Here is a 23,280-nt window from a genome sequence, read left to right on the forward strand (position 1 = left end):
GCGTACCAGGGGTGAGTTTGGGCTTAATTCGTGGAGGGGCAATATGAAGCTGGTGACCGTGGTAATCAAACCGTTCAAGCTGGAGGACGTGCGCGAGGCCTTGTCCTCCGTGGGCATTCAGGGGTTGACCGTAACCGAAGTGAAGGGCTTTGGCCGCCAGAAGGGGCACGCCGAGCTGTATCGCGGCGCCGAATATAACGTCAACTTCCTGCCCAAGGTCAAAATCGATATCGCCATCGCCGACGATCAGTTGGATGAAGTGGTTGATGTGATTAGCAAAGCCGCTTACACCGGCAAAATCGGCGACGGCAAAATTTTCGTTGCCGAATTGCAACGCGTGATCCGCATTCGCACCGGCGAAACCGACGAATCGGCACTGTAACCGCGAACTCAGTTAAGTGATGGGGATGATTGATAATGAAAAGACTGTTATCCATGTTGGGCCTGAGTTCGGTAACCCTGGTTCCTTCTTTGGCCCTGGCCGCCCCGGCGGTCGCCGATAAGGCCGACAACGCCTTTATGATGATCTGCACCGCGTTGGTGCTGTTCATGACGCTGCCGGGCATCGCGCTGTTTTACGGCGGTCTGCTGCGCGGTAAAAACGTGCTGTCGATGCTGACGCAGGTCACCGTCACCTTCGCGTTGGTCTGCGTGCTGTGGGTGCTGTATGGCTACAGCCTGGCGTTCAGCGAAGGCAATGCGGTGTTCGGCGGATTCGAGACGGCGATGCTGAAAGGCATCGGCATCGACAGCGTCACCGGCAGCATCAGCCAGATGATCCACGTCGCTTTCCAGGCCTCCTTCGCCTGTATCACCGTGGCGTTGGTGGTGGGCGGCTTCGCCGAACGCATTCGTTTCTCGGCGGTGCTGATCTTCGCGATCCTGTGGTTCACGCTGTCTTATCTGCCGATCGCGCACATGGTGTGGGGTGGCGGTTACCTGGCCGCCGACGGCGCATTGGACTTCGCCGGCGGCACCGTGGTGCACATCAACGCCGCCAGCGCCGGGTTGATCGGCGCCTACCTGATTGGCAAACGCGCCGGCTTCGGTAAAGAGGCCTTCAAACCGCACAACCTGCCGATGGTGTTTACCGGGGCGTCCATCCTGTATATCGGCTGGTTCGGCTTCAATGCCGGTTCCGCCAGTGCGGCCAACGGCATTGCGGCCTTGGCATTCCTCAATACCGTGGTTGCCACGGCGGGCGCCATTCTCTCCTGGACCTTCGCCGAGTGGGTGCTGCGCGGCAAGCCTTCATTGCTGGGCGCCTGCTCCGGCATGATCGCCGGGCTGGTTGCAGTGACGCCGGCGGCGGGCACCGTGGGGGTGGGCGGGGCGTTGATCATCGGCCTGGTGGGCGGCGTCGCCGGCCTGTGGGGCGTCGTGACGCTGAAAAAATGGCTGAAAGTGGACGACACCTGCGACGTGTTCGGTGTGCACGGGGTGTGCGGCATCGTCGGCTGCCTGTTGACCGGGGTGTTCACCGCCTCTTCACTGGGCGGCACCGGTTACGCCGAAGGGGTGACGATGGGCCATCAGGTCTGGATCCAGCTGGTGAGCGTGCTGATCACGCTGGTGTGGTCGAGCGTCGCCGCCTTTATCGCCTTCAAGATCGCGGGCGCGATGGTTGGATTGAGAGTGCCGGAGGAGCAGGAACGCGAGGGGCTGGACGTCAACAGCCACGGCGAGAGCGCCTACAACCAGTAAGGCTCAAAGCAGGGCAGTGCGCTAAAGACTAAAATAATGATGAAGCCAAAAGGGGCGATGGAAACATCGCCCCTTTCTTTATGCTGCGGATCAGGCGTCGCGTTGGCGAATCACCCCTTCCTGCACGGTGGTGGCGACCAGTACGCCGTCGCGGGTATAAATCTGGCCGCGCACAAAGCCCCGTGCGCCGGAGGCGGAGGAGCTCTCCACCGCGTACAGCAGCCAGTCATCCATGCGGAACGGACGGTGGAACCACATTGAGTGGTCAATGGTGGCCACCTGCATGCCCGGCTCGAGGAAACCGACGCCGTGCGGCTGCAGCGCCGTCGGCAGGAAATTAAAGTCCGACGCATAGCCCAGCAGATATTGGTGGATGCGCTGATCGTCCGGCATGCTGCCGTTGGCGCGGAACCACACATAGCGATGCGGTTCTTCCACGCTGCCTTTCAGCGGGTTATGGAATTTCACCGGGCGCATTTCGATCGGCTTCTGGCCGATAAATTTTTCGCGCACTTTTTCCGGCAGCATATGCGCCAGCTTCTGGGCGATCTCTGATTCAGACAGCAGCCCTTCCGGCGGCGGCACGTCCGGCATCAGGTTCTGATGCTCGAAGCCCGTTTCCGGACTTTGGAAGGAGGCGGTCATATAGAAGATAGGTTTGCCGTGCTGGATGGCGCTGACGCGGCGCGCGCTGAAGCTGTTGCCGTCGCGCAGGGTTTCCACGTCGTAAACGATAGGTTTGCTGCTGTCGCCCGGGCGCAGGAAGTAGCTGTGGAACGAATGCACGCTGCGCTCGTCCGGCACCGTCTGTTTGGCGGCGTACAACGCCTGGCCGACCACCTGCCCGCCGAATACCTGGCGCAGCCCCAGATCTTCACTCTGACCGCGGAACAATCCTTCTTCGATTTTCTCCAGATCCAGCAGATCGAGGAGGTTTTGCAATGCCTGGCTCATAAAGTTGTTACCTTTCTAATAATCATTTTGCGCAGTGTGCGGAATATCACGGCGCGGCGTCAACATTTTGCGTTAAGGGCCGATGAGAATGCTCTTAATCATGGACGCCGTGGGCTGCTTAAGTGATTAATAGGCGGGGTAAAGTGGATTTATCAGTGTTTTGTGCTAGGTTTAATAGGTGAGGTGGTGAAAGCCACCAACATGTTGATAATAAAAAAGGAGACCGATCCATGAAACTCTGGCAAATCGTAGGCGGTGCCGCGGCACTGACGATCACGCTGGCAGGATGCGCGCAAAAGAGTGCCGATGTGCCTACACAGGCGGCCGGTAACCCGGCGGCTGCGCAAACGCAGATTCAGGGCCCGGCGGTGACAGGTTCGGTTAATATACGTCAGCGCATTGCGCTGCCGCCGGACGCCGTACTGACGGTCACCCTCTCTGACGCTTCGCTGGCAGATGCGCCGTCCAAAGTGATTGCACAGCGCGCGGTACGTACTGAAGGGCAGCAGGCGCCATTCAGCTTTACGCTGCCGTACAACCCGTCCGACATCCAACCGAATGCGCGCATCATTCTGAGCGCGGCGGTGACGGTCAACGGGCGCCTGATGTTCATTACCGACACCATCCAGGAAGTGGTTAACCGCAACGGCACCCGCGCCGATCTGCTGCTGGTTCCGGTTCAGGGTGTGCCGATTCAGGCTGCGCCAACCGCCATGCAGTAAACTTACTGCGGTACAGCAAGATGAAATCAACAGCCTTTGCGCTTCGGCCAAAGGCTGTTTTGTTTTACCAGCGCCAGCCGTAGCGTTCGAAATCGACCGTGCTGTGTGGGCCGAAAATTATCCCCTCCGCCAGCAGTGCCTGCCGTTGCCGTTGAAAATCCTCCCCCTGCTGCGAGATCTGTCCGTGCCGGTTGATCACCCGGTGCCAGGGCAGCGTGCTGCCTTCGGGCAAACGCCGCAGCACGCCGCCAACCTGACGTGCGGCGCGCGGCGAGCCGGCCAGCCGGGCGACTTCACCATAAGTGGTGACTTTGCCGAACGGGATGGCGGCCACGATATGGAAAACCCGCTGGCTGAAAGAGGCGTCTTCTGGTTGCATATTGCTGTTCCTGCACGAGTCAAAACCCAGGCGAAGAGTGTGCCACAGCGCAGGTGGGTAAGAAAACAGCGGTTGGCCCCGGTTGGCTTGCTATTTGGTGGGGCATCGCCGATAATGCCCACCGCTTCAGAGTACAGAAGCCGTCAATGGGGGCCCTGTTGGTTCTCCCGCAACACTAACTTGTGAACTCGGTCAGGTCCGGAAGGAAGCAGCCGCAGCAGGTGACGTGTGTGCCGGGATGTAGCTGGCAGGGTCCCCACCCATTTGGGTTTCGCCAATCCGCGCTTTTGTCACACTCTTCCACGTATCTATTATCCATTTCTGTCATCAGGCAGAGCGACACGCATTTCTTTTCTTCTCGCCCTCAATTCTTTTGGATAATGAATTAGCGGTGCTGGGGTGAAGGCATAGTGAGGCGGCCGATGAGGTAACCTGTCTCGATTAAAAAAGAAAATTGTTTCCGGACAATATTATTATCGAAAGAGGGAACGTAAATGAAGTTTTACTGTCAATAGGAAAAGTACGTATTTAACTTGAACATTGAGGCCGATAAAAGCATCGGCTCAACGCGTTGGGGGGCTGATTATCTGACATATTTCCAAACGGAGGTGGGGATTTTGTCATACAGTTTGTTCATGGTGAGCTCTGCCAGACGGTGATCGGCCGCTGAGTAAAACAGCTCCAGTTCATCATCGGAAAGCTCGTACTTATTTTTCTCAATAACACGTTCGAGAGTATCAATCGTGGTGCATTTACGTAAACGCATCAGATAGTCGGTTTTAGTCATGGTGGCCTTTAGTTTAATAACCGTAAAATAGCTTGGGAATAATTATCCCCTAAGTTTTCATTGTCGTACAGATGTCCTCTCCTGAGAACATTCTGAATAATCTCGCCTTGGTTTTTTGCCAGCGGCGCAGGTCGGAATCATTGATACCATAGCTGCTGAACAGCGTATAGGTATCGTCGAGATATTCTTCGACTAACTCCGACAGGTCAGATTCGTCCATGTATTTAATTTTATAACTCATCACAAACGAAGCGATATGTTCGATCAACTCATTAAGCTGCAGGTTGACGGAGGACGTCGGATCGTTGACCCACCCATGATGACTGTCTCCCAGGGTAGCGATACCTTCATCATACAAATTTTCGCACAAGAATTTGAGCTGAGCAATGTCGTGCCGCTTAGGCGAATACTCATCCATATCATCCCCTCCGTAAGTCTTAATTGCGGTGTGATAACACTATGTGAGTAAGCTGATTTACATCATGAACGGAGGCAGCTTAACGGTGGTTAAATAAACTTCCCGTAAAATGAATATAAATCATTTTTTCGCGTTTGGCCTGTAGTTATTACGTAAACTTACAATTCATCCGCAGTTGATGGGCGTGAGTTATCAATGATGTCGAAGATTAAACCCCGAGACGTCACTTGAAACCGGACGCTGTCGTTGATGATATCTTCGCTGTTGATATCCAGGCAGGCATTAAAAATGCCCCACTTATAACGATAACTCATTGAATAATCGCCGCCACCTTGTTGCACTATATCAAGTATTTCTAATGAATCTTCGGCATAGCGTGCGCTTTCAGAATAAAAGCTGAGTCCGCTGGTCAGCGCCGGCACTAACTCCGCGCTATTGTCATTAATCAATTTCTTTAATTTTTTAACAGAAAGTGCGTTGACTTCCAGGTTACAGGCAAGGGTAACAAGCATTAATCTCGGCCAACAACAATGTTATCTGCTTATCTTACTCCTTTTCCGCCCTCGTCGGTAAATTTTTCGATTTACCGCTGTTCTTTACCTTACGCCAACATTCCAACCGAATGGAAATAGCCCTGAGTTTTGTAAGGGGGACGGGGGAAGATCCGCTGTGCGAGGGATTGTTACGTTCCGTTGCATTATTGTCGCGCCATAGCTTGAGATACGGCAGTTGTTGTGATGTTATATTATAACCATTAACCTGTCATTTTGGTCACCACATTGATTCCCACTTCGCAACATGGCGCCGCGCCGTCACTGAATTCGTTGTTCACCACCTCCGCTGCCGCGCGTTGTGCGGGTGCCGTTGTGCTGCTGGCCCTGCTGTGGCTCGGCATCTTTTGGGCGGTATCGCTGCCATGATCACCCTGCGCCAGTTGGTGCTGGGCTATAGCGCCACGCCGCTTTTTCCGCCGCTGAGCGGGCAGTTTACCGCCGGCTCGTTAACCGCGGTGGTGGGCGTCAATGGGGCCGGAAAATCGACATTGCTGAAAACGCTCGCCGGTTTGCTGCCGCCGATGAGCGGCAGCCTGAATTTTAGCGGCGGAAAGCCGCCGCGCAGAGCTTATTTGCCGCAGCAGGCGGAACTGGATCGGCAATTCCCGATCGCGGTGAGCGATCTGGTGGCGATGGGCTGTTGGCCGCAAAGCGGCATGTTCGGAGGCATGAACAAGCGTGCGGCGAGCCAGGTCAATGAGGCGTTGGCGAGCGTTGGCATGAGCGCGCTGGTGCGCAACCCGGTGGGCGAGCTGTCCGGCGGTCAGCTGCAGCGGGTGTTGTTTGCGCGCCTGCTGGTCCAGCAAGCGCCGCTGATTTTGCTGGATGAACCTTTCACCGGTATCGATAGCGCCACCACGCAGATCCTGCTGCAGGCGATCGCGCAACTGCACCGGCAGGGGAAAACGGTGATCGCCGTGCTGCACGATATGTCGATGGTCGCCGAGCATTTTCCGCAGGCGCTGTTGCTGACGCCGCAGGCTTGCCACTGGGGCGCGGCCGAGCAAGTGCTGGAGCAGGTGCCGAGGCATCACGCCGCCGAACGGCAGCCGGATCTGCGGGCGGTGGCGCCATGATGCTGTTGCATGGGCTTATCGATCCTTTCCTCTCTTTCGGTTTTATGCGTCGCGCGCTGATGGCTTGCCTGGCGTTGTCGCTCAGCGCCGCCCCGCTGGGCGTGTTTCTGCTGCTGCGCCGCATGAGTCTGGTCGGGGATGCCTTGTCCCACGCGGTGTTGCCGGGCGCGGCGATCGGCTATCTGATCTCCGGCATGTCGCTGGTGGCGATGGGCGTAGGCGGCTTTATCGCCGGGCTGGCGGTGGCGATGTTGTCCGGCCTGGTGAGCCGCCGCACGCCGCTGAAAGAGGACGCCAGCTTCGCCGGATTCTATCTGGGCTCACTGGCGCTGGGGGTCACGCTGGTCTCGCTGCGCGGTTCCAGCGTGGATCTGCTGCACGTGTTGTTCGGTTCGATCCTGGCGGTGGATGCGCAGGCGATGCTGATGGTCGGTGCGATCGCCTCGGTTTCGCTGCTGGCGCTGGCGGCGCTGTACCGCGCGCTGGTGATCGAATCCTTCGACGTCACTTTCCTGCGCGTTAACGCGCCGCGCCGGTTGGCGCTGATCCACGGCCTGTTTTTGGCGCTGGTGGTGGTCAATCTGGTGGCGGGATTCCAGATCCTCGGCACCCTGATGTCGGTTGGGTTAATGATGTTGCCCGCCGCCAGCGCGCGCTTCTGGGCGCGCAATCTGCCGCAGACGCTGGCGACGGCGATGGGCATCGGCGCGCTTTCCAGTCTGATTGGGCTGGTGTGGTCCTATCACGCTTCGCTGCCCGCCGGCCCGGCGATCGTGCTCAGCGCCAGCATCCTCTTTTTTGTCTCAATCCTGTTTGGAACGCGCGGGGGCATTTACGCCTTTGCGCGCCGTTGAGAAGTGCCATTTGCAAGGAGAAAGTATGAAACGTTTACCTATATCGCTGGCGGTTGCTGCTCTGCTGGCCAGCCCATTGGCGATGGCGAAGACCGTCGACGCCGTCGCCAGCTTTTCCATTCTGGGAGATATCGTCAAGCAGGTGGGCGGCGATCACGTCAAGGTCAGCGCGCTGGTGGGGCCGGATGGCGATCCGCACAGTTTCGAGCCTTCGCCGCAGGACGGCAAGAAGCTGGCTCAGGCTGATGTGGTCTTCGTCAGCGGCCTGGGGCTGGAAGGGTGGATCGATCGCCTGGTCAGCGCTTCGGGTTATAAAGGGCAGGTGATCACCGCTTCACAGGGCATCAACACCCGCCAGATGGAAGAGGATGGCAAACCGATTACCGATCCTCACGCGTGGAACAGCATGAAAAACGGCGTGCAGTACGCCACCAACGTGATGAACGCCCTGATCGCCGCCGATCCTGAGGATGCCAACTATTTTCGCCAGCGCGGCGCCGACTACATTCAGCAGCTGCAAAAGTTGGATCTGTGGGCCAAAACCCAGTTCGCCGCAGTGCCGCCGCAGAAACGTAAGGTGCTGACCAGCCATGATGCTTTTGGCTACTTTGGGCAAGAGTATGGCGTCACCTTCCTTGCCCCGGTCGGATTTTCCACCGAAGCGGAAGCCAGCGCCAGCGACGTGGCGAACCTGATTAAGCAGATTAAACAGGAGAAGGTTAACGCTTACTTTATCGAAAACCAGACCGATCCGCGGCTGGTGAAACAGATTGCCGCCGCCACCGGCGCCAAGGCGGGCGGCGAGCTGTACCCTGAAGCGCTCTCCCGCGCCGGCGGCCCGGCGGCCACCTATGAGCAGGCGTTCAAACACAATGTCGACACGCTGCTGAGCAGCATGAAGTAATCTCTGCCCCCGCCCGCGGGTGGGGGACAGCTTGCAGGCACTTTCTCGCCATAAAAAAAGCCCCGTTGAGCAGCAACGGGGCTTTGCGACAGATGACACTTGGGAGTTAACGCTTTTTCTTACGTCCCTGTACCGCTTTGAATCGCGGATTGCTTTTACAGATCACATAGATGCGGCCACGACGACGCACGACTTTGCAATCCGGGTGGCGGTTTTTCGCCGAACGCAATGAACTCAATACCTGCATGGGGTTTCCTTGTTACTTATTGCCGATAAAGCGGCCAAAGCGCTGCTGGAAGCGCGCCGTGCTGCCTTCTTTGGAATAGTCTTTCTGCTTGCCGGTGTAATACGGATGCGAAGCGGAAGAGACGTCGAGGGTGACATACGGCCAGCTTTCGCCGTCCAGTTCGATAGTGCGATCGGTTTTGATGGTCGATCCCACTTTGAAGTAGGCATTGGCGCTGACGTCGTGGAACACCACGGTGCGGTAATCGGGGTGGATGCCGGGTTTCATAATGGCCCTCTCATGTAATGTTATACTATAACAATAATTATGCGCCGACCTGGCATCGCGATCAAGCGCAAATTGCACACAAAAGTGAATTAATGAGAACGGTTTGCATTAAGTAACTGAAGCAAAAGAAAAAGGCCGCATGCGCGGCCTTTTCGATTATCAGGTGGAGCTCACATCACTGAGCGATCAGTGGTGCTCTACCGGATGGCTGTGTTCCAGGTCTTCGTTCTTCTTGCTGAAGCGGCGGCGAACCACCACGAAGAACACCGGTACGAAGAAGATCGCCAAGACGGTAGCGGTGATCATCCCGCCCATTACGCCGGTACCAACCGCGTTCTGTGCGCCGGAGCCCGCACCGCTGCTGATAACCAGCGGCAGAACCCCGAGGATGAAGGCCAGGGACGTCATCAGGATTGGACGCAGACGCATACGCACCGCTTCCAATGTCGCTTCGATCAGGCCTTTGCCTTCTTTTTCCATCAGGTCTTTGGCGAATTCCACGATCAGGATGGCGTTCTTCGCCGATAGACCGATGGTGGTCAGCAGCCCCACCTGGAAGTACACGTCGTTGTTCATGCCGCGCATCGTCGCGGCCAACAACGCACCGATAACCCCCAGCGGCAATACCAGCATGACCGAGAACGGCACGGACCAGCTTTCATACAGCGCCGCCAGACACAGGAACACCACCAGAATCGAGATGGCGTACAGCGCCGGCGCCTGGTTGCCCGACAGACGTTCCTGATAGGACATGCCGGTCCAGTCGTAACCGATGCCGCTTGGCAGTTTGGACGCCAGTTGCTCCATCAGGTTCATCGCTTCACCGGTACTCTTGCCCGGTGCGGCCTGGCCCAGAATTTCCATCGACGGCAAGCCGTTATAGCGTTCCAGACGCGGTGAGCCGTACTCCCATTTCGCCGAAGAGAAGGCGGAGAATGGCACCATCTGGCCGCTGGTACCGCGCACGTACCACTTGTTGATGTCTTCCGGCAGCATGCGGAACGGGGCTTCGGCCTGTACGTACACCTTCTTCACACGACCGCGGTCGATGAAGTCGTTGACGTACGAGCCACCCAGCGCGGTGCTCAGCGTGCTGTTAATGGTGGTGATACTGACGCCCAACGCCTTGGCTTTCTCCTGATCGACGATCAGTTTGAACTGCGGCGTATCTTCCAGGCCGTTCGGGCGCACGCCCACCAGCACATCCGGATGCTGAGCAACCATGCCCAACAGCTGGTTACGCGCTTCGGTCAGTTTTTCGTGCCCCAGGCCGCCCTGGTCAATCAGCTCGAAGTCGAAGCCGGTTGCGGTACCGAGTTCGATGATCGCCGGCAGGTTGAACGGGAACACCAGGCCTTCTTTAATCTGCGAGAAGGCGCCCATGGCGCGACCGGCGATCGCTTCGACCTTGTTCCCGGCCCCTGGGCGCTCGCCCCAGTCTTTCAGGCTGACGAATGCCAGGCCGTTGTTCTGGCCGTTACCGTTGAAGCCGAAGCCCGCGACGGTAAACACCGAAACCACGTTGTCCTTTTCCTTGTTCAGGAAGTAGTCGGAGACTTCTTCCAGCACTTTGTTGGTGCGGGACTCGGTGGCACCGGCAGGCAACTGCACCATGGTCAACAGGATGCCCTGATCTTCGTCCGGCAGGAACGAGGAAGGCAGGCGCAGGAACAGCAGGCCCATGCCAACCACGATCAGCAGATAGATGATCAGATAGCGGCCGGTGCTGCGCAGGATGTTGCCCACGCTGTCGGTGTAGTGATGCGTGCTCTTCTCGAACATGCGGTTAAACCAGCCGAAGAAGCCTGTTTTAACCCCGTGATCGCCTTTCGGGATCGGTTTGAGCATGGTGGCGCACAGCGCCGGCGTCAGGATCAAGGCCACCAGCACCGACAGCGCCATCGCGGACACGATGGTGATCGAGAACTGGCGATAGATGGCGCCGGTTGAGCCGCCAAAGAACGCCATCGGCACGAATACCGCCGACAGCACCATGGCGATGCCCACCAGCGCGCCCTGGATCTGGCCCATCGATTTACGGGTGGCTTCTTTCGGCGGCAGCCCCTCTTCGGACATGACGCGCTCGACGTTTTCCACCACCACGATGGCGTCATCCACCAGCAGGCCGATCGCCAACACCATGCCGAACATCGTCAGGGTGTTTATCGAGAAGCCGAACGCCGCGAGTATCGCAAAGGTCCCCAGCAGTACTACCGGCACCGCGATGGTTGGGATCAGCGTCGCGCGGAAGTTCTGCAGGAACAGATACATCACCAGGAACACCAGGATGATGGCTTCGATCAGCGTTTTCACCACTTCGTTGATGGAGATTTTAACGAACGGGGTGGTGTCGTACGGATAAACCACTTTCATCCCTTGCGGGAAGAATGGCGCCATCTTGGCCAGCTCGTCTTTCACACCTTTGGCGGTGTTCAAGGCGTTGGCGCCGGTTGCCAGTTTGATACCCAGGCCGGCGGCAGGCTTGCCGTTATAACGCGCGGTAACGGCATAGCTTTCCGCGCCGCGCTCGATGTGAGCGACGTCGCGCAGGCGCACCTGGGAACCGTCGGTATTCACCTTCAGCAGGATCTTGCCGAACTCTTCCGGCGAAGTCAGACGGGTCTGCGCGATGATCGAGGCGTTCAACTGTTGCCCCGGCACCGGCGGCAGGCCGCCCAGCTGGCCTGCGGCGATCTGGTTGTTCTGCTCGGTGATGGCGGAGGTCACGTCCGTGGTCGTCAGCTGGTAGTTGTTCAGCTTGTTCGGATCCAGCCAGATACGCATCGCGTACTGGGCACCGAACAGCTGCACCTCGCCCACGCCGGACGAACGGCTGATCGGATCCTTGATGTTGGACGCCACGTAGTCCGCAATATCGTCCTGCGTCATGTTCGGATCGTCGGAAACGAAGCCGGCCACCATCAGGAAGCTGCTGCTGGATTTTTCTACTTTCAGGCCCTGTTGCTGAACTTCTTGCGGCAGCAATGGGGTGGCCAACGACAGTTTGTTCTGAACCTGAACCTGCGCGATGTCAGGATCGGTGCCGGAATCAAACGTCAGGGTAATGGTGACGCTACCAGAGGAATCACTGGTGGAGGACATGTACATCAGGTTATCGATACCGTTCATGTTCTGTTCGATAATCTGCGTGACGGTATCCTGCACCGTTTTGGCGTCTGCGCCCGGGTAGGTGGCGGAAATACTCACCGCCGGCGGTGCAATAGTGGGATACTGCGCGATCGGCAGTTTCATTATTGCAAGCACCCCCGCCAACATGACGATGATGGCGATTACCCAGGCGAAAATTGGGCGGTCTATAAAGAACTTAGCCATGTATTACAGGCTCCTTTTTATGACTTCTGCGCTTCAGACTGCGGCTGTTTTTGCGCCTGAGTGTCAACTTCCTGCACCTTTACCTGCGCGCCTGGATGCACTTTCATCAGGCCGGAGACGATCACGCGATCGCCGGCTTTCAGGCCATCGGTAACCAGCCATTTGTCGCCAATCGCCTGATCCGCCTTCAGCGTGCGCAGCTCAACTTTATCGTCTGCACCGACCACTAACGCCGTCGCTTCACCACGCGGGTTGCGGGTGACGCCTTGCTGCGGCACCAGCAGCGCATCGCTGCGCACGCCTTCGTCCAGACGGGCGCGCACGAACATGCCAGGCAACAGCGTATCGTTCGGGTTAGGGAACAGGGCGCGAATGGTAATGGAGCCGGTGGTCTCATCGACGGTGACGTCAGAGAATTCCAGCGTGCCTTCCTGCGCATATTCGGTGCCGTTTTCCAGCATCAGTTTCACCTTGGCCTTGCCGTTTTCCTGCTTCAGCGCGCCGCTGGCCAGTTCTTGCTTCAGGCGCAGGAAGTCGGTGCTCGACTGGGTGACGTCGACATACATCGGATCCAACTGCTGCACGGTGGACAGGGCGGTCGCCTGGCCGTTGCTGACCAGCGCGCCTTCGGTCACGGCGGATTTGCCGATGCGGCCGGAGATCGGGGAGGTCACTTTGGTGTACGCCAGATTAATGCGCGCGGTTTCGACGGCGGCCTTGGCGGCCACGACGGCGGCATCCGCTTGCTGCAGCGTGGAGACGGCGTTGTCGTAGTCCTGCTTACTGATATAGCTGGTACCCAGCAATGGCTTGTAGCGGTTTACCGTCACGCGTGCGATGGAAGCGCTGGCCTGTGCTTTGGCCAAATCGCCTTTCGCGCTGTCGTAGCTGGCTTGATAGGTTGCGGGATCGATTTGGTACAGAGACGTCCCGGCCTTGATATCGCTGCCTTCGACGAAGTTGCGCTTCAGGATGATGCCGCTGACCTGAGGGCGAACTTCGGCGATACGATACGCAGCGGTGCGGCCAGGAAGATCGGTAGTGATGTTGAGAGGCTCGGCCTTCAAGGTGACTACGCCCACTTCAGGTGCCTGTTGTTGGGCACCTTGCTGTTGGGTTTCTTTATCGTTACATCCTGTTAGCACTAAGCTGCCTGAAAGCATCAGAACGGCCGCCAGAGGCGTTAACCCTCTGTTTTTGTTCATAGAAAAACCTCAAGTGTCCGATTTCAAAATGATCAATGGATCACAAGCTTTAAAACCCATTGCTGCGTTAATTATATGTGCGTGCTATGGTACATACATTCGCGAATGTATGTAAATCACACTCCCCCTAAATAACAATGCCATGGCACGAAAAACCAAACAGCAGGCGCAAGAAACCCGACAGCAAATCCTCGATGCTGCGGTGAGAGAGTTCTCTGAACGTGGCGTTGCTGCAACGTCACTGACAGATATTGCCACCGCTGCTGGGGTTACGCGTGGAGCCATTTACTGGCACTTCAAGAATAAGGTAGACCTGTTTAATGAAGTTTGGGAATCTACCGAGCCGAAAATTGACCAGCTCGAAACAGAGTATCAGGCAAAGTTTCCCGATAATCCACTGCGGGTTATCCGAGAAATTCTGATTTACATTCTGACGTCTACGGTTGAAGACGGCCGCAGGCGGGCGTTGATGGAAATTATATTCCACAAATGCGAGTTTGTCGGTGAAATGATGCCGTTGCTGGATTCGCGCAAGGTGCTGTACCTCGCCGGTTACGAACGCATCGAGGCGGTGCTGTGCAACTGCATTCACCACGGGCAATTGCCGGCCGATCTGCACACTCGTCGCGCGGCGATCATCCTGCGCGGTTATATCACCGGCCTGCTGGAAAACTGGCTGTTTATGCCGGAAAGTTTCGATTTGCGGGCTGAAGCCGAAGCGCTGGTGGATGCGTTTTTGGAGATGCTGCAGTTTTGCCCCACCTTGCGCCTCAAATCCGATATGCCGACGGCTGCACCGTCCAACGCCGGCTCCCTGCCTTTATAAGGAGAGATTTCATGTCATCAGTCGTTCTCATCGCCAATGGCGCCGCCTATGGCCACGAATCCTTGTTCAATGCGCTGCGGTTGGCCATCGCCATGAAAGAGCAGCAGAGCGATCTCGATCTGCGGCTGTTTCTGATGTCCGATGCGGTGGTGGCCGGGTTGGCCGGGCAGCAGCCGCACGAGGGGTACCACCTGCAGCAGATGCTGGAAATCCTCACCGCGCAGCAGGTGCCGGTCAAGCTGTGCAAGACCTGCGCCGACGCGCGCGGCGTCAGCCGCTTGCCGCTGGCGGACGGCGTGGCGATCGGCACCTTGGTCGAGCTGGCGCAGTGGACGCTGGCGGCGGAGAAAGTGCTGACTTTCTGATTTCGCGACAATGGGACATCACCGGCAACGCTTTTGTTGTTCGTTGCCTGCCGGCGATCGTGATAATCTTCAGGCTTCTTAACCGATCCGAAGCTAAATCATGCATCGCTGGTTGACTCTGCCTTCTCTGGCGCCGCTCATGTTTGTCGGCGCATGCCGGCGGCGCATCGCCGCCGCGACTCTCCTTTTCCTTATTTACGCGTTCAGCTCGCCGGCGCAGGCGGCGCTGAGCGGCGATCTGCCGCAGCGCAGCGAAGTGCAAAGCCAGCTGGAAATGCTGAACAAGCAAAAAGCCCTGACGCCGGTCGAAAAGCTCTCCCAGCAGGATTTGACCCGCACGCTGGAGCTGCTGGATGCCCTCGAGCGCAACCGGCAAGACGCCGCGCAGCTTAAACAGCAGGTGCAGCAGGCGCCGGCGAAACTCAGTCAGGTCACCGCCGAATTGGATGCGCTGAAGCAGCCGGTAGACAATGCGGCGGCGCGCGCTGCGCTGTTGCCGCTGTCGCTGCGTCAGTTGGAAAGCCGGCTGTATCAAACGCTCGACGAGCTGCAAAGCGCGCAGGAGAGCCTCTCCACCTACAACAGCCAACTGGTGTCGCTGCAAACCCAGCCCGAGCGGGTACAAAGCACCATGTACGCCGCCTCGCAGCGCCTGCAGGAGATCCGCAGCCAGCTCAGCGGCCAGACGCCGGGGCAAGATTCGCTTCGCAACAGTCAGCAGGTGATGCTGAGCACCGAGCAGGCGCTGCTCAATGCGCAGCTGGAGCTGCAGCGTAAAAGCCTGGAAGCCAATACCACGCTGCAGGATCTGCTGCAAAAGCAGCGCGATTACACCACCGCGCATATCGATGCGCTCGATCGGTCGGTGCAACTGCTGCAGGAGATCGTCAACAGCAAGCGTTTGACGCTGTCCGAAAAGACCGCCAAAGAGGCGCAGAACCCGGAAGACGCCACCGATATTCAGCACGATCAGCTGGTCAGCAAGCAGCTGGACGTCAACCGCCAACTGAGCCAGCGGCTGATCGCCGCCACCGAAGAGAGCAACACCCTGTTCCAGCAGAACATTCGGGTCAAGAACTGGCTCGACCGCGGGCTGCAGGCGGAGCGTAACCTGAAAGAGCAGATCCAGGTGTTGAAAGGCAGCCTGGTGCTGTCGCGCATTCTGTATCAGCAGCAGCAAAGCCTGCCGCAGGGCACGCTGCTGGCGGATATGGATACGCGCATCGCCGATCTGCGGCTGGAGCAGTTCGATATCAATCAGCAACGCGACGATCTGTTCAAGGGCGAAGATTACATCAACCAGCTGGTGACCGAGAGCAAGGAAAAGGCCGGCCCGGAAGTGATCGACGCGTTGAATGAGATCGTCGACATGCGCCGCGAACTGCTGGATCAGTTGAACAAGCAGCTCAGCAACCAGCTGTCGCTGTCGATCAACCTGCAGATTAACCAACAGCAGCTCACCAGCGTCTACGGCTCGCTGCAGGATACGCTGACCCAGCAGATTTTCTGGGTCAACAGCAACAAGCCGGTCGATCTGGCGTGGCTGAAGGCGATGCCGGAGGCGGTGCGCGATCAGATTGCCGGGCTCGATCTCAAATTCGACGGCGGCAAGCTATTGCAGGGCGGGGTGAATGCGCTGGTGTTCCTGATCCCGCTGCTGTTGGCGATCGGGGTATTGCGTTGGCGCTACCGGCTAATCGACGGCCATTTACAAAAGCTGGCCAACGATGTGGGGCAACTGAAGCGCGACGGCCAACTGCATACGCCGAAGGCCATCGCGCTGACCTTGCTGAAGGTGTTGCCTGGCGCCGCGTTGCTCCTTGGCGTCGGTTTCTGGATGTATCGCGCAGATTTTGGCATCAGCGACTTTATCTGGGCATTGTCGCAGCAGCTGGCGCTGTCATGGCTGGTATTCGCTTTCAGTTACCGCATGCTGAAACCGGGCGGCATCGCCGAACGGCATTTCAACTTCGGCCCCAACCTGTGCGCGCATTATCGCCGCCAGACGCTGCGGCTGGGGCTGGCGCTGCAGCCGCTGATCTTCTGGTCGGTATTGGGCGAAAAAGCGCCGCTGCGCCTGGTGGAAGACGTCATCGGCCAGATCGTGGTGATGTTGACGCTGGCGCTGCTCACGGTGCTGGTGTTCCCGCTGTGTCGCGACAGCTGGCGTGAAAAGGGCTCGCACGCCGTGCGGCTGGTGATGGTCACTGCGCTGGCCGCCACGCCGCTGATCCTGCTGGGGCTGATGTTCGCCGGCTACTTTTATACCACGCTGCGGCTGGCCAGCCGCTGGATAGACAGCCTGTATCTGTTTTTCCTGTGGAATATTGTGTACCTGACTGCCCTGCGCGGCCTGAGCGTGGCGGCGCGGCGTCTGGCCTACCGGCGCGCGTTGGCGCGGCGGCAAAACGTGGCGAAAGAGGGGGCCGAAGGCGGTGAACCGGTGGTGGAAGAGCCGCCGCTGGCGCTCGATCAGATCAACCAACAGTCGCTGCGCCTGACCACCCTGGTGCTGTTCGCCATCTTCGCCAGCGCCTTCTACGCCATTTGGTCGGATCTGGTGACGGTCATCGCTTACCTGGACAGCATCACGCTGTGGCATTACACCAGCACCGTGGCGGGCAGCAGCGTGGCGCAGGCGGTGACGCTGGGCAACATGATGGTGGCGATCGCCGCGGTGATCGTCGCCTACGTGCTCACCCGCAACCTGCCCGGTTTGTTGGAGGTGGTGGTGCTGTCGCGGCTGCAGCTGCGGCAGGGGGCGTCCTATGCCATCACCACCGTGCTCACTTACCTGATTACCGCCGTGGGCGCCGTGGTTGCGCTGGGATCGCTCGGCGTATCCTGGGACAAACTGCAATGGCTGGCCGCCGGTCTGACGGTCGGGTTGGGCTTCGGCCTGCAGGAGATCTTCGCCAATTTCGTCTCCGGTCTGATCATTCTGTTCGAACGCCCGATCCGCATCGGCGATACCATCACCATCGGCACCTTCTCCGGTTCGGTCAGCAAGATCCGCATTCGCGCCACCACCATTACCGACTTCGACCGCAAAGAGGTGATCATTCCGAACAAGGCGTTCGTCACCGAGCGGCTGATCAACTGGTCGTTGTCCGACACCATCACCCGCGTGCTGATCAAGGTCGGCGTGGCCTACGGCTCCGATCTCGACAAGGTGAAAAAGGTGCTGCTGCAGGCGGCGCACGACAACCCGCGGGTGATGACCGATCCCGAACCGCAGGTGTTCTTCCTCAACTTCGGCGCCAGCACGCTGGATCACGAACTGCGGCTCTATGTGCGGGAACTGCGCGATCGCAGCTACACGGTGGATGAACTGAATCGCTCAATCGACCGCTTGTGCCGGGGAAACGACATCGACATCGCTTTCAACCAGCTGGAGGTGTATCTGCATAACCAGCAGGGCAACGAAGTGCAGGAAGTGAAAAGAACGCTGTCGCCGGACGACGGCGGCCAGACGGCGGCGGATAAGCAATGAGAGGCGAAAGGGACAGCGGCGCTGTCCCCGGTTACTGTCCGGCGGGCAGATAGGGCGAGGTGACGCCGGCGCGCTGCAGCTTTTCCTGATAATCCCGTTTGACGATATCCAGCGCCGCCAGCGCGGTAGCCGGATCGATCTCGTTGCATTCCAGCAGGTAAATCAAGTCTACCGCCAGCTGCAGTTCGGGTGAGGCGTTTTCCAGAGACATAGCACCTGCGCTTATTAATTAATGGGATGAAAAACTCGTGTCTCGGCAGAGTATAGTGAACCCGGCGCGCAACCGGGAATAATCATTAAAATATTGTGATAAATCTTCAAAAACCGTTTTCTTTGCGCTCGATATTGCGCTCGATGCGCGCCAGCGCCTGACGGCAGCGCATCAGTCTCCCCTCCAGCGCCGCCAGCTCGTGCTGCAGCTTTTGCTGCGCCGCCAGCGTGGTCTGGCGCCCCAGCAGGCTTTCCCGATCCTGAATCATGGCGATCAGCCGGCGTTCGTAGTCCTGATGTTCGGCCAGCTTGTGGTACAGATCGGCCTCGGGGGCTTCTTTCGGCTGGTTCTTGCGCCGCAGCGCCTGGGTTGCCAGCTCGCGCTGCAGGGCAGAGATTTGAGCCACCAGTTTTTCGGCCAGAAAGGCCACCTGGCTGGTGCGGTTGTCGTTGGCGGCGCTTTGCAATTGGGCGAAATTTTTCTCCACTTCGGCCAGGTAGTCGCGCAGCCGCGTGCCGCGATTGGCGAACAGGGCGGCGTCGAAGCGCGCCTGCGGGATCGGAACGTCGCCGCGCGGGGTCACTTCGGCCGCCAGCGCCGCGATCTGCTGCGCCAACACCTGTAATAGACGCTGAGTGCTCACATAAGCTCCCTCTTGATTTCAACAGGCGTAAGCTTGCCCGCGATCCTGCCGTGAAACAAGCGCCGTACGCATATTCCGCCGGCGCGGCGCCGATGCTACAGTAGGCGGCAACCGATTGAGGAGCGAAGAGCCGCATGACGCGTGGGTTATTGATCATTTTGGGCTGGCTGGCGGTGGTGCTGGCGACGTTGGGCGTGGTGCTGCCATTGCTGCCGACCACGCCGTTCCTGTTGTTGGCCGCCTGGTGCTTCGCCCGCTCTTCGCCGCGCTTTCATCACTGGCTGCTGCACCGCTCCTGGTTCGGCCCTTATCTGCGCCACTGGCAGCAGCATCGCGCGCTGCCGCCGGGGGCGAAGTGGAAGGCGGTGCTAGTGATCGTGCTGACCTTCGCCTGTTCGCTGTGGCTGGTGAAAATCTGGTGGGTGCGCGGGCTGTTGCTGCTGATGCTGGCTATTTTGCTGACCTTTATGCTGCGCCTGCCGGTTATTGACCTGTCGCAACAAAAACAGCGCTGATTGTGCGCCGCTGGTTGCATTTGTCCGCCAGTTTGCATAGATTTGGGCGTTTTCGTGCGCGGATCGCCTGCCATTTCTTCTCCGGTGTGTTTCACCCGGGGGCGGCGGGTGAGCGGCGCGCCGGTTTTCAGGCAGTTTTATCAGGCAACAATTATGACCGCTACTGCGCAGCAGCTTCAGTTTATTAAAGACAGTATCAAAACCATCCCGGATTATCCGAAGCCGGGCATCCTGTTCCGCGACGTGACCAGCCTGCTGGAAAACCCGTTGGCCTACGCCGCCAGCATCGAGCTGCTGGTTGAGCGCTATCGCGAAGCGGGCGTGACCAAGGTGGTGGGTACCGAAGCGCGCGGTTTCCTGTTCGGCGCGCCCGTCGCGCTGGCGCTGGGCGTCGGTTTCGTGCCGGTGCGCAAACCGGGCAAACTGCCGCGAGCCACGCTCAGCGAAAGCTATGAGCTGGAGTACGGCACCGACAAGCTGGAGATCCACACCGACGCCATCACTGCGGGTGACAAAGTGCTGGTGGTGGACGATCTGCTGGCGACCGGCGGCACCATCGAAGCGACCACCAAACTGATCCGCCGTCTGGGCGGTGAAGTGAACGACGCCGCGTTCATCATCAACCTGCCGGATCTGGGCGGGGAAGCGCGTCTGAACAAGCTGGGCATCGATTGCTACTGCCTGGTGGACTTCGCCGGCCATTGATGCGGCATTGCCCCTTGGGCACAACGGCCTCGCGGATCGCCGCGGGGCTGTGTTAGCATGACCCTCCAGATTCCTCGACTTCTCCGGTATTAATGAGCTATCAGGTTCTCGCCCGTAAGTGGCGCCCTCAAACGTTCGCAGACGTGGTCGGCCAGGAACATGTCCTGACCGCGCTGGCCAACGGCCTCTCACTGGGGCGGATCCATCACGCCTATCTGTTCTCGGGCACGCGCGGCGTGGGGAAAACCACCATCGCCCGCTTGCTGGCCAAAGGCCTGAACTGTGAAACCGGCATCACCGCCACGCCGTGCGGCCAATGCGACAACTGCCGCGAGATCGAGCAGGGGCGCTTCGTCGATCTGATCGAGATCGACGCCGCTTCCCGAACCAAGGTGGAAGATACCCGCGATCTGCTGGACAACGTCCAGTACGCGCCGGCGCGCGGCCGCTTCAAGGTCTACCTGATCGACGAAGTGCACATGCTCTCGCGCCACAGCTTCAACGCGTTGCTGAAGACGTTGGAAGAGCCGCCGCCGCACGTCAAATTCCTGTTGGCCACCACCGATCCGCAAAAGCTGCCGGTGACCATTCTCTCGCGCTGTCTGCAGTTCCACCTCAAAGCGCTGGACGTCGATCAGATCCGTCAGCAGCTGGAAACGGTGCTGACGGCGGAGCAGATCACCAGCGACGCGCGTGCGCTGCAGCTTCTGGCGCGCGCCGCCGATGGCAGCATGCGCGACGCGCTGAGCCTGACCGATCAGGCGATCGCCATGGGGCAGGGGCAGGTGACCGCCACCACCGTCAGCCAGATGCTCGGCACGCTCGATGACGAGCAACCGCTGGCGATCCTCGAAGCGCTGGTCAGCGCCGACGGCGAAAAGGTGATGGCGCAGGTCGCGCAGGCCGCTTCGCGCGGCGTGGACTGGGAAAATCTGCTGGTGGAGACGTTGGCGCTGCTGCATCGCATTGCGATGGTGCAGCTGTTGCCTTCGATGCTTGACAACCAGTACGCCGCCGTGGAGCAACGGCTGCGCGAGCTGGCGCGAACCCTGCCGCCGGCCGATGTGCAACTTTACTACCAGACGCTGTTGGTGGGCCGCAAAGAGCTGGCCTATGCGCCGGATCGCCGCATGGGGGTTGAGATGACCCTGCTGCGTGCGCTGGCGTTTCACCCGAAAGCGGTGATCCCGGAGCCGGTGGCGTTGGTGCAGACCGCGCCGGCGCCGATGGCGCAGCCGCAGGCCGCCGCTTCACAACAGCCGCCGCAGTTTCAGGACGCGCCGCCGCCGCTAGGGCAGCCGGCCGCGCCACAGCGACAATCATCGGCCCCTTTACCGGATGCCACCGCCCAGCTGTTGAAAGCGCGGTCCCAGCTGCAACGGCAGCAGGGAGCATCCACACCAAAAAAGAATGAGCCGGCGGCGCCAGGAATAGCGCGGCCGGCAAACTCGGCGCTGGGGCGTTTGGCTTCCGTGACCGAGCGCAGCCAGCAGCGCCTGGCGGAGAAGAAGGTGCCGGAAAAACCGGCGAAACCGGAAGCCTATCGCTGGCGCGCGCAGACCGAGCCGGAAGCGGCGCCGGAACCGCTGGCGACGCCGAAAGCGCTGCGTACGGCGTTGGAGCACGAGAAAACGCCGGAGCTGGCCGCCAAGCTGGTGGTGGAGTCGCTGGAGCGCGACGCCTGGGCGGCGGAAATCGATAAGCTGAAGATCCCGAAATTGGTGCAGCAGCTGGCGTTGAACGCCTTCAAGCAGCAGCCGGAGCCGGGAAAAATTAACCTCCATCTGCGGTCTTCGCAGCGCCATCTGAATTCGCCTTCGGCGCAGAAGACGCTGGCCGACGCGCTCGGTGAGCTGTACGGCGGCCCGATTGAGCTGACCGTGGTGGAGGACGATAATCCGGCGGGGCGGACCCCGCTGGAATGGCGACAAGCCATCTATGAAGAAAAGCTGGCGCAGGCGCGCCAGTCCATCGAAGCGGATACCAACATTCAGACGCTGCGCCGATTCTTCGACGCGGATCTGGATGAAGAGAGTATTCGCCCCCTTTAAACGCCGCGCGAGGTGCGCGGCCCTAGCGACGAGAGACGACTATGTTTGGTAAAGGCGGTCTGGGCAACCTGATGAAGCAAGCCCAGCAAATGCAAGAAAAAATGCAGCAGATGCAGGAAGAAGTCGCCAAATTGGAAGTGACCGGCGAATCCGGCGCGGGCCTGGTGAAAGTCACCATCAACGGTGCGCACAACTGCCGCCGCGTGGAGATCGATCCTAGCCTGATGGAAGACGACAAAGAGATGCTGGAAGATCTGATCGCCGCTGCGTTTAACGACGCCGCGCGCCGCATCGAAGAGACTCAGAAAGAGAAAATGGCTTCCGTCTCCAGCGGCATGCAGTTGCCGCCTGGCTTCAAGATGCCGTTCTGATGCAAACCAGCCCGCTCCTTGAGTCCCTGATGGAGGCGCTGCGCTGTCTGCCGGGCGTCGGCCCGAAATCGGCGCAGCGCATGGCGTTTCAACTGCTGCAGCGCGATCGCAGCGGCGGGATGCGCCTGGCGCAGGCGTTGACGCGCGCGATGTCGGAGATCGGCCACTGCGCCGACTGCCGCACCTTCACCGAACAGGACGTCTGCACTATTTGCGCCAATCCGCGCCGTCAGCAAAACGGCCAGATTTGCGTGGTGGAAAGCCCGGCGGATATCCACGCCATCGAGCAGACCGGCCAGTTCGCCGGGCGCTACTTTGTGCTGATGGGGCATCTGTCGCCGCTGGACGGCATCGGGCCGGGCGATATCGGTCTGGATCGCCTGGAGCAACGGCTGGAAAAGGAAAGCATCACCGAAGTGATCCTCGCCACCAACCCGACGGTGGAAGGGGAAGCGACCGCCAACTACATTGCCGAGATGTGCGGCCAGTATGGCGTGCTCGCCAGCCGCATTGCCCACGGCGTGCCGGTGGGCGGCGAGCTGGAGATGGTCGACGGCACCACGCTGTCGCATTCGCTGGCCGGGCGCCACGCCATCAAGTTCTGATGTTTTCCCGGATGGGGCCGCCCGGCCCCACCGTTTTTTGCCAAAAAATTCCCGCTGTCCGCTTGAAAAACAACACCCTGACCCTCATCTG

The 23,280-nt window shown here is 59.2% G+C and carries 25 protein-coding genes, 1 other RNA gene and 1 other annotated feature; of the genes, 15 read left to right on the top strand and 11 right to left on the bottom strand.

Annotation, left to right across the window (positions count from 1 at the left end; all coding sequences use genetic code 11):
* Positions 1 to 43 precede the first annotated feature (43 nt).
* Both glnK and amtB read left to right on the top strand, forming a co-directional pair.
* Complete coding sequence (gene glnK / locus ADK28_RS13770) at positions 44 to 382, top strand: P-II family nitrogen regulator (RefSeq protein ID WP_004940327.1); 339 nt, start codon at positions 44 to 46, stop codon at positions 380 to 382.
* A 35-nt stretch (positions 383 to 417) separates the two neighbouring features.
* Positions 418 to 1,704: an ammonium transporter AmtB gene (gene amtB / locus ADK28_RS13775; RefSeq protein WP_004940322.1), complete on the top strand. Its 1,287-nt coding sequence runs from the start codon at positions 418 to 420 to the stop codon at positions 1,702 to 1,704.
* 90 nt (positions 1,705 to 1,794) lie between these two features.
* Here amtB and tesB read toward each other — a convergent pair whose 3' ends face one another.
* Positions 1,795 to 2,658 carry an acyl-CoA thioesterase II gene (tesB, locus tag ADK28_RS13780; RefSeq protein ID WP_016928847.1) on the bottom strand — a complete coding sequence of 288 codons (864 nt, stop codon included), beginning with the start codon at positions 2,656 to 2,658 and terminating at the stop codon, positions 1,795 to 1,797.
* A gap of 230 nt (positions 2,659 to 2,888) precedes the next feature.
* Between tesB and ADK28_RS13785 the strand changes: the two genes are divergently transcribed.
* The gene (locus ADK28_RS13785; RefSeq protein ID WP_016928846.1) at positions 2,889 to 3,380 is read left to right on the top strand and encodes a YbaY family lipoprotein; all 492 of its coding nucleotides are present in this window, start codon (positions 2,889 to 2,891) and stop codon (positions 3,378 to 3,380) included.
* Positions 3,381 to 3,444: 64 nt separating this feature from the next.
* Here ADK28_RS13785 and ADK28_RS13790 read toward each other — a convergent pair whose 3' ends face one another.
* The gene (locus ADK28_RS13790; RefSeq protein ID WP_004940317.1) at positions 3,445 to 3,759 is read right to left on the bottom strand and encodes an MGMT family protein; all 315 of its coding nucleotides are present in this window, start codon (positions 3,757 to 3,759) and stop codon (positions 3,445 to 3,447) included.
* A 156-nt stretch (positions 3,760 to 3,915) separates the two neighbouring features.
* Here ADK28_RS13790 and ffs point away from each other — a divergent pair.
* Positions 3,916 to 4,012, top strand: an RNA gene (ffs, locus tag ADK28_RS29445) — signal recognition particle sRNA small type.
* 330 nt (positions 4,013 to 4,342) lie between these two features.
* Here the strand turns inward: ffs and ADK28_RS13795 are convergent.
* The 3 genes from ADK28_RS13795 to ADK28_RS13805 all read right to left on the bottom strand — a co-directional run bounded on the left by ADK28_RS13795 (position 4,343) and on the right by ADK28_RS13805 (position 5,476).
* Entirely contained in the window at positions 4,343 to 4,546 is a 204-nt protein-coding gene (locus tag ADK28_RS13795) for an HHA domain-containing protein (protein WP_004940313.1), read from the bottom strand.
* Between the two features lie 49 nt (positions 4,547 to 4,595).
* Positions 4,596 to 4,964 (bottom strand): Hha toxicity modulator TomB, encoded by a 369-nt coding sequence (tomB, locus tag ADK28_RS13800; protein ID WP_004940312.1) that lies wholly within the window; start codon positions 4,962 to 4,964, stop codon positions 4,596 to 4,598.
* 158 nt (positions 4,965 to 5,122) lie between these two features.
* Positions 5,123 to 5,476 (bottom strand): hypothetical protein, encoded by a 354-nt coding sequence (locus tag ADK28_RS13805; protein ID WP_048795900.1) that lies wholly within the window; start codon positions 5,474 to 5,476, stop codon positions 5,123 to 5,125.
* Between the two features lie 404 nt (positions 5,477 to 5,880).
* Here ADK28_RS13805 and ADK28_RS13810 point away from each other — a divergent pair, with 404 nt between their 5' ends.
* The 3 genes from ADK28_RS13810 to ADK28_RS13820 are packed head-to-tail and all read left to right on the top strand — an operon-like array spanning position 5,881 to position 8,352.
* Positions 5,881 to 6,594 (top strand): metal ABC transporter ATP-binding protein, encoded by a 714-nt coding sequence (locus tag ADK28_RS13810; RefSeq protein ID WP_048795912.1) that lies wholly within the window; start codon positions 5,881 to 5,883, stop codon positions 6,592 to 6,594.
* Positions 6,591 to 7,448 (top strand): metal ABC transporter permease, encoded by an 858-nt coding sequence (locus ADK28_RS13815; RefSeq protein WP_004940309.1) that lies wholly within the window; start codon positions 6,591 to 6,593, stop codon positions 7,446 to 7,448. The genes ADK28_RS13810 and ADK28_RS13815 overlap by 4 nt, the downstream gene beginning before the upstream one ends.
* A gap of 25 nt (positions 7,449 to 7,473) precedes the next feature.
* Positions 7,474 to 8,352, top strand: a complete 879-nt coding sequence (locus ADK28_RS13820) for a metal ABC transporter substrate-binding protein (protein WP_048795901.1) — start codon at positions 7,474 to 7,476, stop codon at positions 8,350 to 8,352.
* A gap of 106 nt (positions 8,353 to 8,458) precedes the next feature.
* Here ADK28_RS13820 and ykgO read toward each other — a convergent pair whose 3' ends face one another.
* The 4 genes from ykgO to sdeX all read right to left on the bottom strand — a co-directional run bounded on the left by ykgO (position 8,459) and on the right by sdeX (position 13,404).
* Positions 8,459 to 8,599 (bottom strand): type B 50S ribosomal protein L36, encoded by a 141-nt coding sequence (gene ykgO / locus ADK28_RS13825; protein WP_004940304.1) that lies wholly within the window; start codon positions 8,597 to 8,599, stop codon positions 8,459 to 8,461.
* Between the two features lie 12 nt (positions 8,600 to 8,611).
* Complete coding sequence (locus ADK28_RS13830) at positions 8,612 to 8,866, bottom strand: type B 50S ribosomal protein L31 (protein ID WP_004940303.1); 255 nt, start codon at positions 8,864 to 8,866, stop codon at positions 8,612 to 8,614.
* A gap of 186 nt (positions 8,867 to 9,052) precedes the next feature.
* Positions 9,053 to 12,199, bottom strand: coding sequence for a multidrug efflux RND transporter permease subunit SdeY (gene sdeY, locus ADK28_RS13835; RefSeq protein WP_016928842.1), 3,147 nt, complete (start codon positions 12,197 to 12,199; stop codon positions 9,053 to 9,055).
* A 17-nt stretch (positions 12,200 to 12,216) separates the two neighbouring features.
* On the bottom strand, positions 12,217 to 13,404 hold the full coding sequence (gene sdeX / locus ADK28_RS13840; RefSeq protein WP_004940290.1) for a multidrug efflux RND transporter periplasmic adaptor subunit SdeX: 1,188 nt from the start codon (positions 13,402 to 13,404) through the stop codon (positions 12,217 to 12,219).
* A gap of 142 nt (positions 13,405 to 13,546) precedes the next feature.
* Between sdeX and acrR the strand changes: the two genes are divergently transcribed.
* From acrR to mscK, 3 genes are all read left to right on the top strand, one after another.
* Positions 13,547 to 14,230, top strand: a complete 684-nt coding sequence (acrR, locus tag ADK28_RS13845; protein ID WP_042705619.1) for a multidrug efflux transporter transcriptional repressor AcrR — start codon at positions 13,547 to 13,549, stop codon at positions 14,228 to 14,230.
* Positions 14,231 to 14,241: 11 nt separating this feature from the next.
* Complete coding sequence (locus tag ADK28_RS13850) at positions 14,242 to 14,595, top strand: DsrE/DsrF/TusD sulfur relay family protein (protein WP_016928839.1); 354 nt, start codon at positions 14,242 to 14,244, stop codon at positions 14,593 to 14,595.
* Positions 14,596 to 14,695: 100 nt separating this feature from the next.
* The gene (gene mscK, locus ADK28_RS13855; RefSeq protein WP_048795902.1) at positions 14,696 to 18,088 is read left to right on the top strand and encodes a mechanosensitive channel MscK; all 3,393 of its coding nucleotides are present in this window, start codon (positions 14,696 to 14,698) and stop codon (positions 18,086 to 18,088) included.
* A gap of 31 nt (positions 18,089 to 18,119) precedes the next feature.
* On the opposite strand, the gene rsmS is transcribed toward mscK, so the two are convergent.
* Together rsmS and priC are read right to left on the bottom strand one after the other, a co-directional pair.
* On the bottom strand, positions 18,120 to 18,299 hold the full coding sequence (gene rsmS, locus ADK28_RS13860) for a pleiotropic regulatory protein RsmS (RefSeq protein ID WP_016928837.1): 180 nt from the start codon (positions 18,297 to 18,299) through the stop codon (positions 18,120 to 18,122).
* A 106-nt stretch (positions 18,300 to 18,405) separates the two neighbouring features.
* The gene (gene priC, locus ADK28_RS13865; protein WP_033641136.1) at positions 18,406 to 18,942 is read right to left on the bottom strand and encodes a primosomal replication protein PriC; all 537 of its coding nucleotides are present in this window, start codon (positions 18,940 to 18,942) and stop codon (positions 18,406 to 18,408) included.
* Between the two features lie 134 nt (positions 18,943 to 19,076).
* Between priC and ADK28_RS13870 the strand changes: the two genes are divergently transcribed.
* The 5 genes from ADK28_RS13870 to recR all read left to right on the top strand — a co-directional run bounded on the left by ADK28_RS13870 (position 19,077) and on the right by recR (position 23,189).
* Positions 19,077 to 19,457, top strand: coding sequence for a DUF454 family protein (locus tag ADK28_RS13870; RefSeq protein ID WP_019454167.1), 381 nt, complete (start codon positions 19,077 to 19,079; stop codon positions 19,455 to 19,457).
* Between the two features lie 153 nt (positions 19,458 to 19,610).
* Positions 19,611 to 20,162: an adenine phosphoribosyltransferase gene (gene apt, locus ADK28_RS13875; protein ID WP_015376864.1), complete on the top strand. Its 552-nt coding sequence runs from the start codon at positions 19,611 to 19,613 to the stop codon at positions 20,160 to 20,162.
* Between the two features lie 92 nt (positions 20,163 to 20,254).
* Positions 20,255 to 22,213, top strand: a complete 1,959-nt coding sequence (gene dnaX, locus ADK28_RS13880; RefSeq protein WP_048795903.1) for a DNA polymerase III subunit gamma/tau — start codon at positions 20,255 to 20,257, stop codon at positions 22,211 to 22,213.
* Positions 21,546 to 21,610, top strand: a sequence feature (DnaX frameshifting element). (Overlaps the previous gene by 65 nt.)
* Before the next feature lie 41 nt (positions 22,214 to 22,254).
* Positions 22,255 to 22,584, top strand: coding sequence for a YbaB/EbfC family nucleoid-associated protein (locus tag ADK28_RS13885; RefSeq protein ID WP_004940264.1), 330 nt, complete (start codon positions 22,255 to 22,257; stop codon positions 22,582 to 22,584).
* On the top strand, positions 22,584 to 23,189 hold the full coding sequence (gene recR, locus ADK28_RS13890) for a recombination mediator RecR (protein WP_004940263.1): 606 nt from the start codon (positions 22,584 to 22,586) through the stop codon (positions 23,187 to 23,189). The genes ADK28_RS13885 and recR overlap by 1 nt, the downstream gene beginning before the upstream one ends.
* Positions 23,190 to 23,280: the final 91 nt, after the last annotated feature.

The organism is Serratia sp. 506_PEND (assembly GCF_001076875.1).
Lineage (GTDB): Bacteria > Pseudomonadota > Gammaproteobacteria > Enterobacterales > Enterobacteriaceae > Serratia > Serratia marcescens.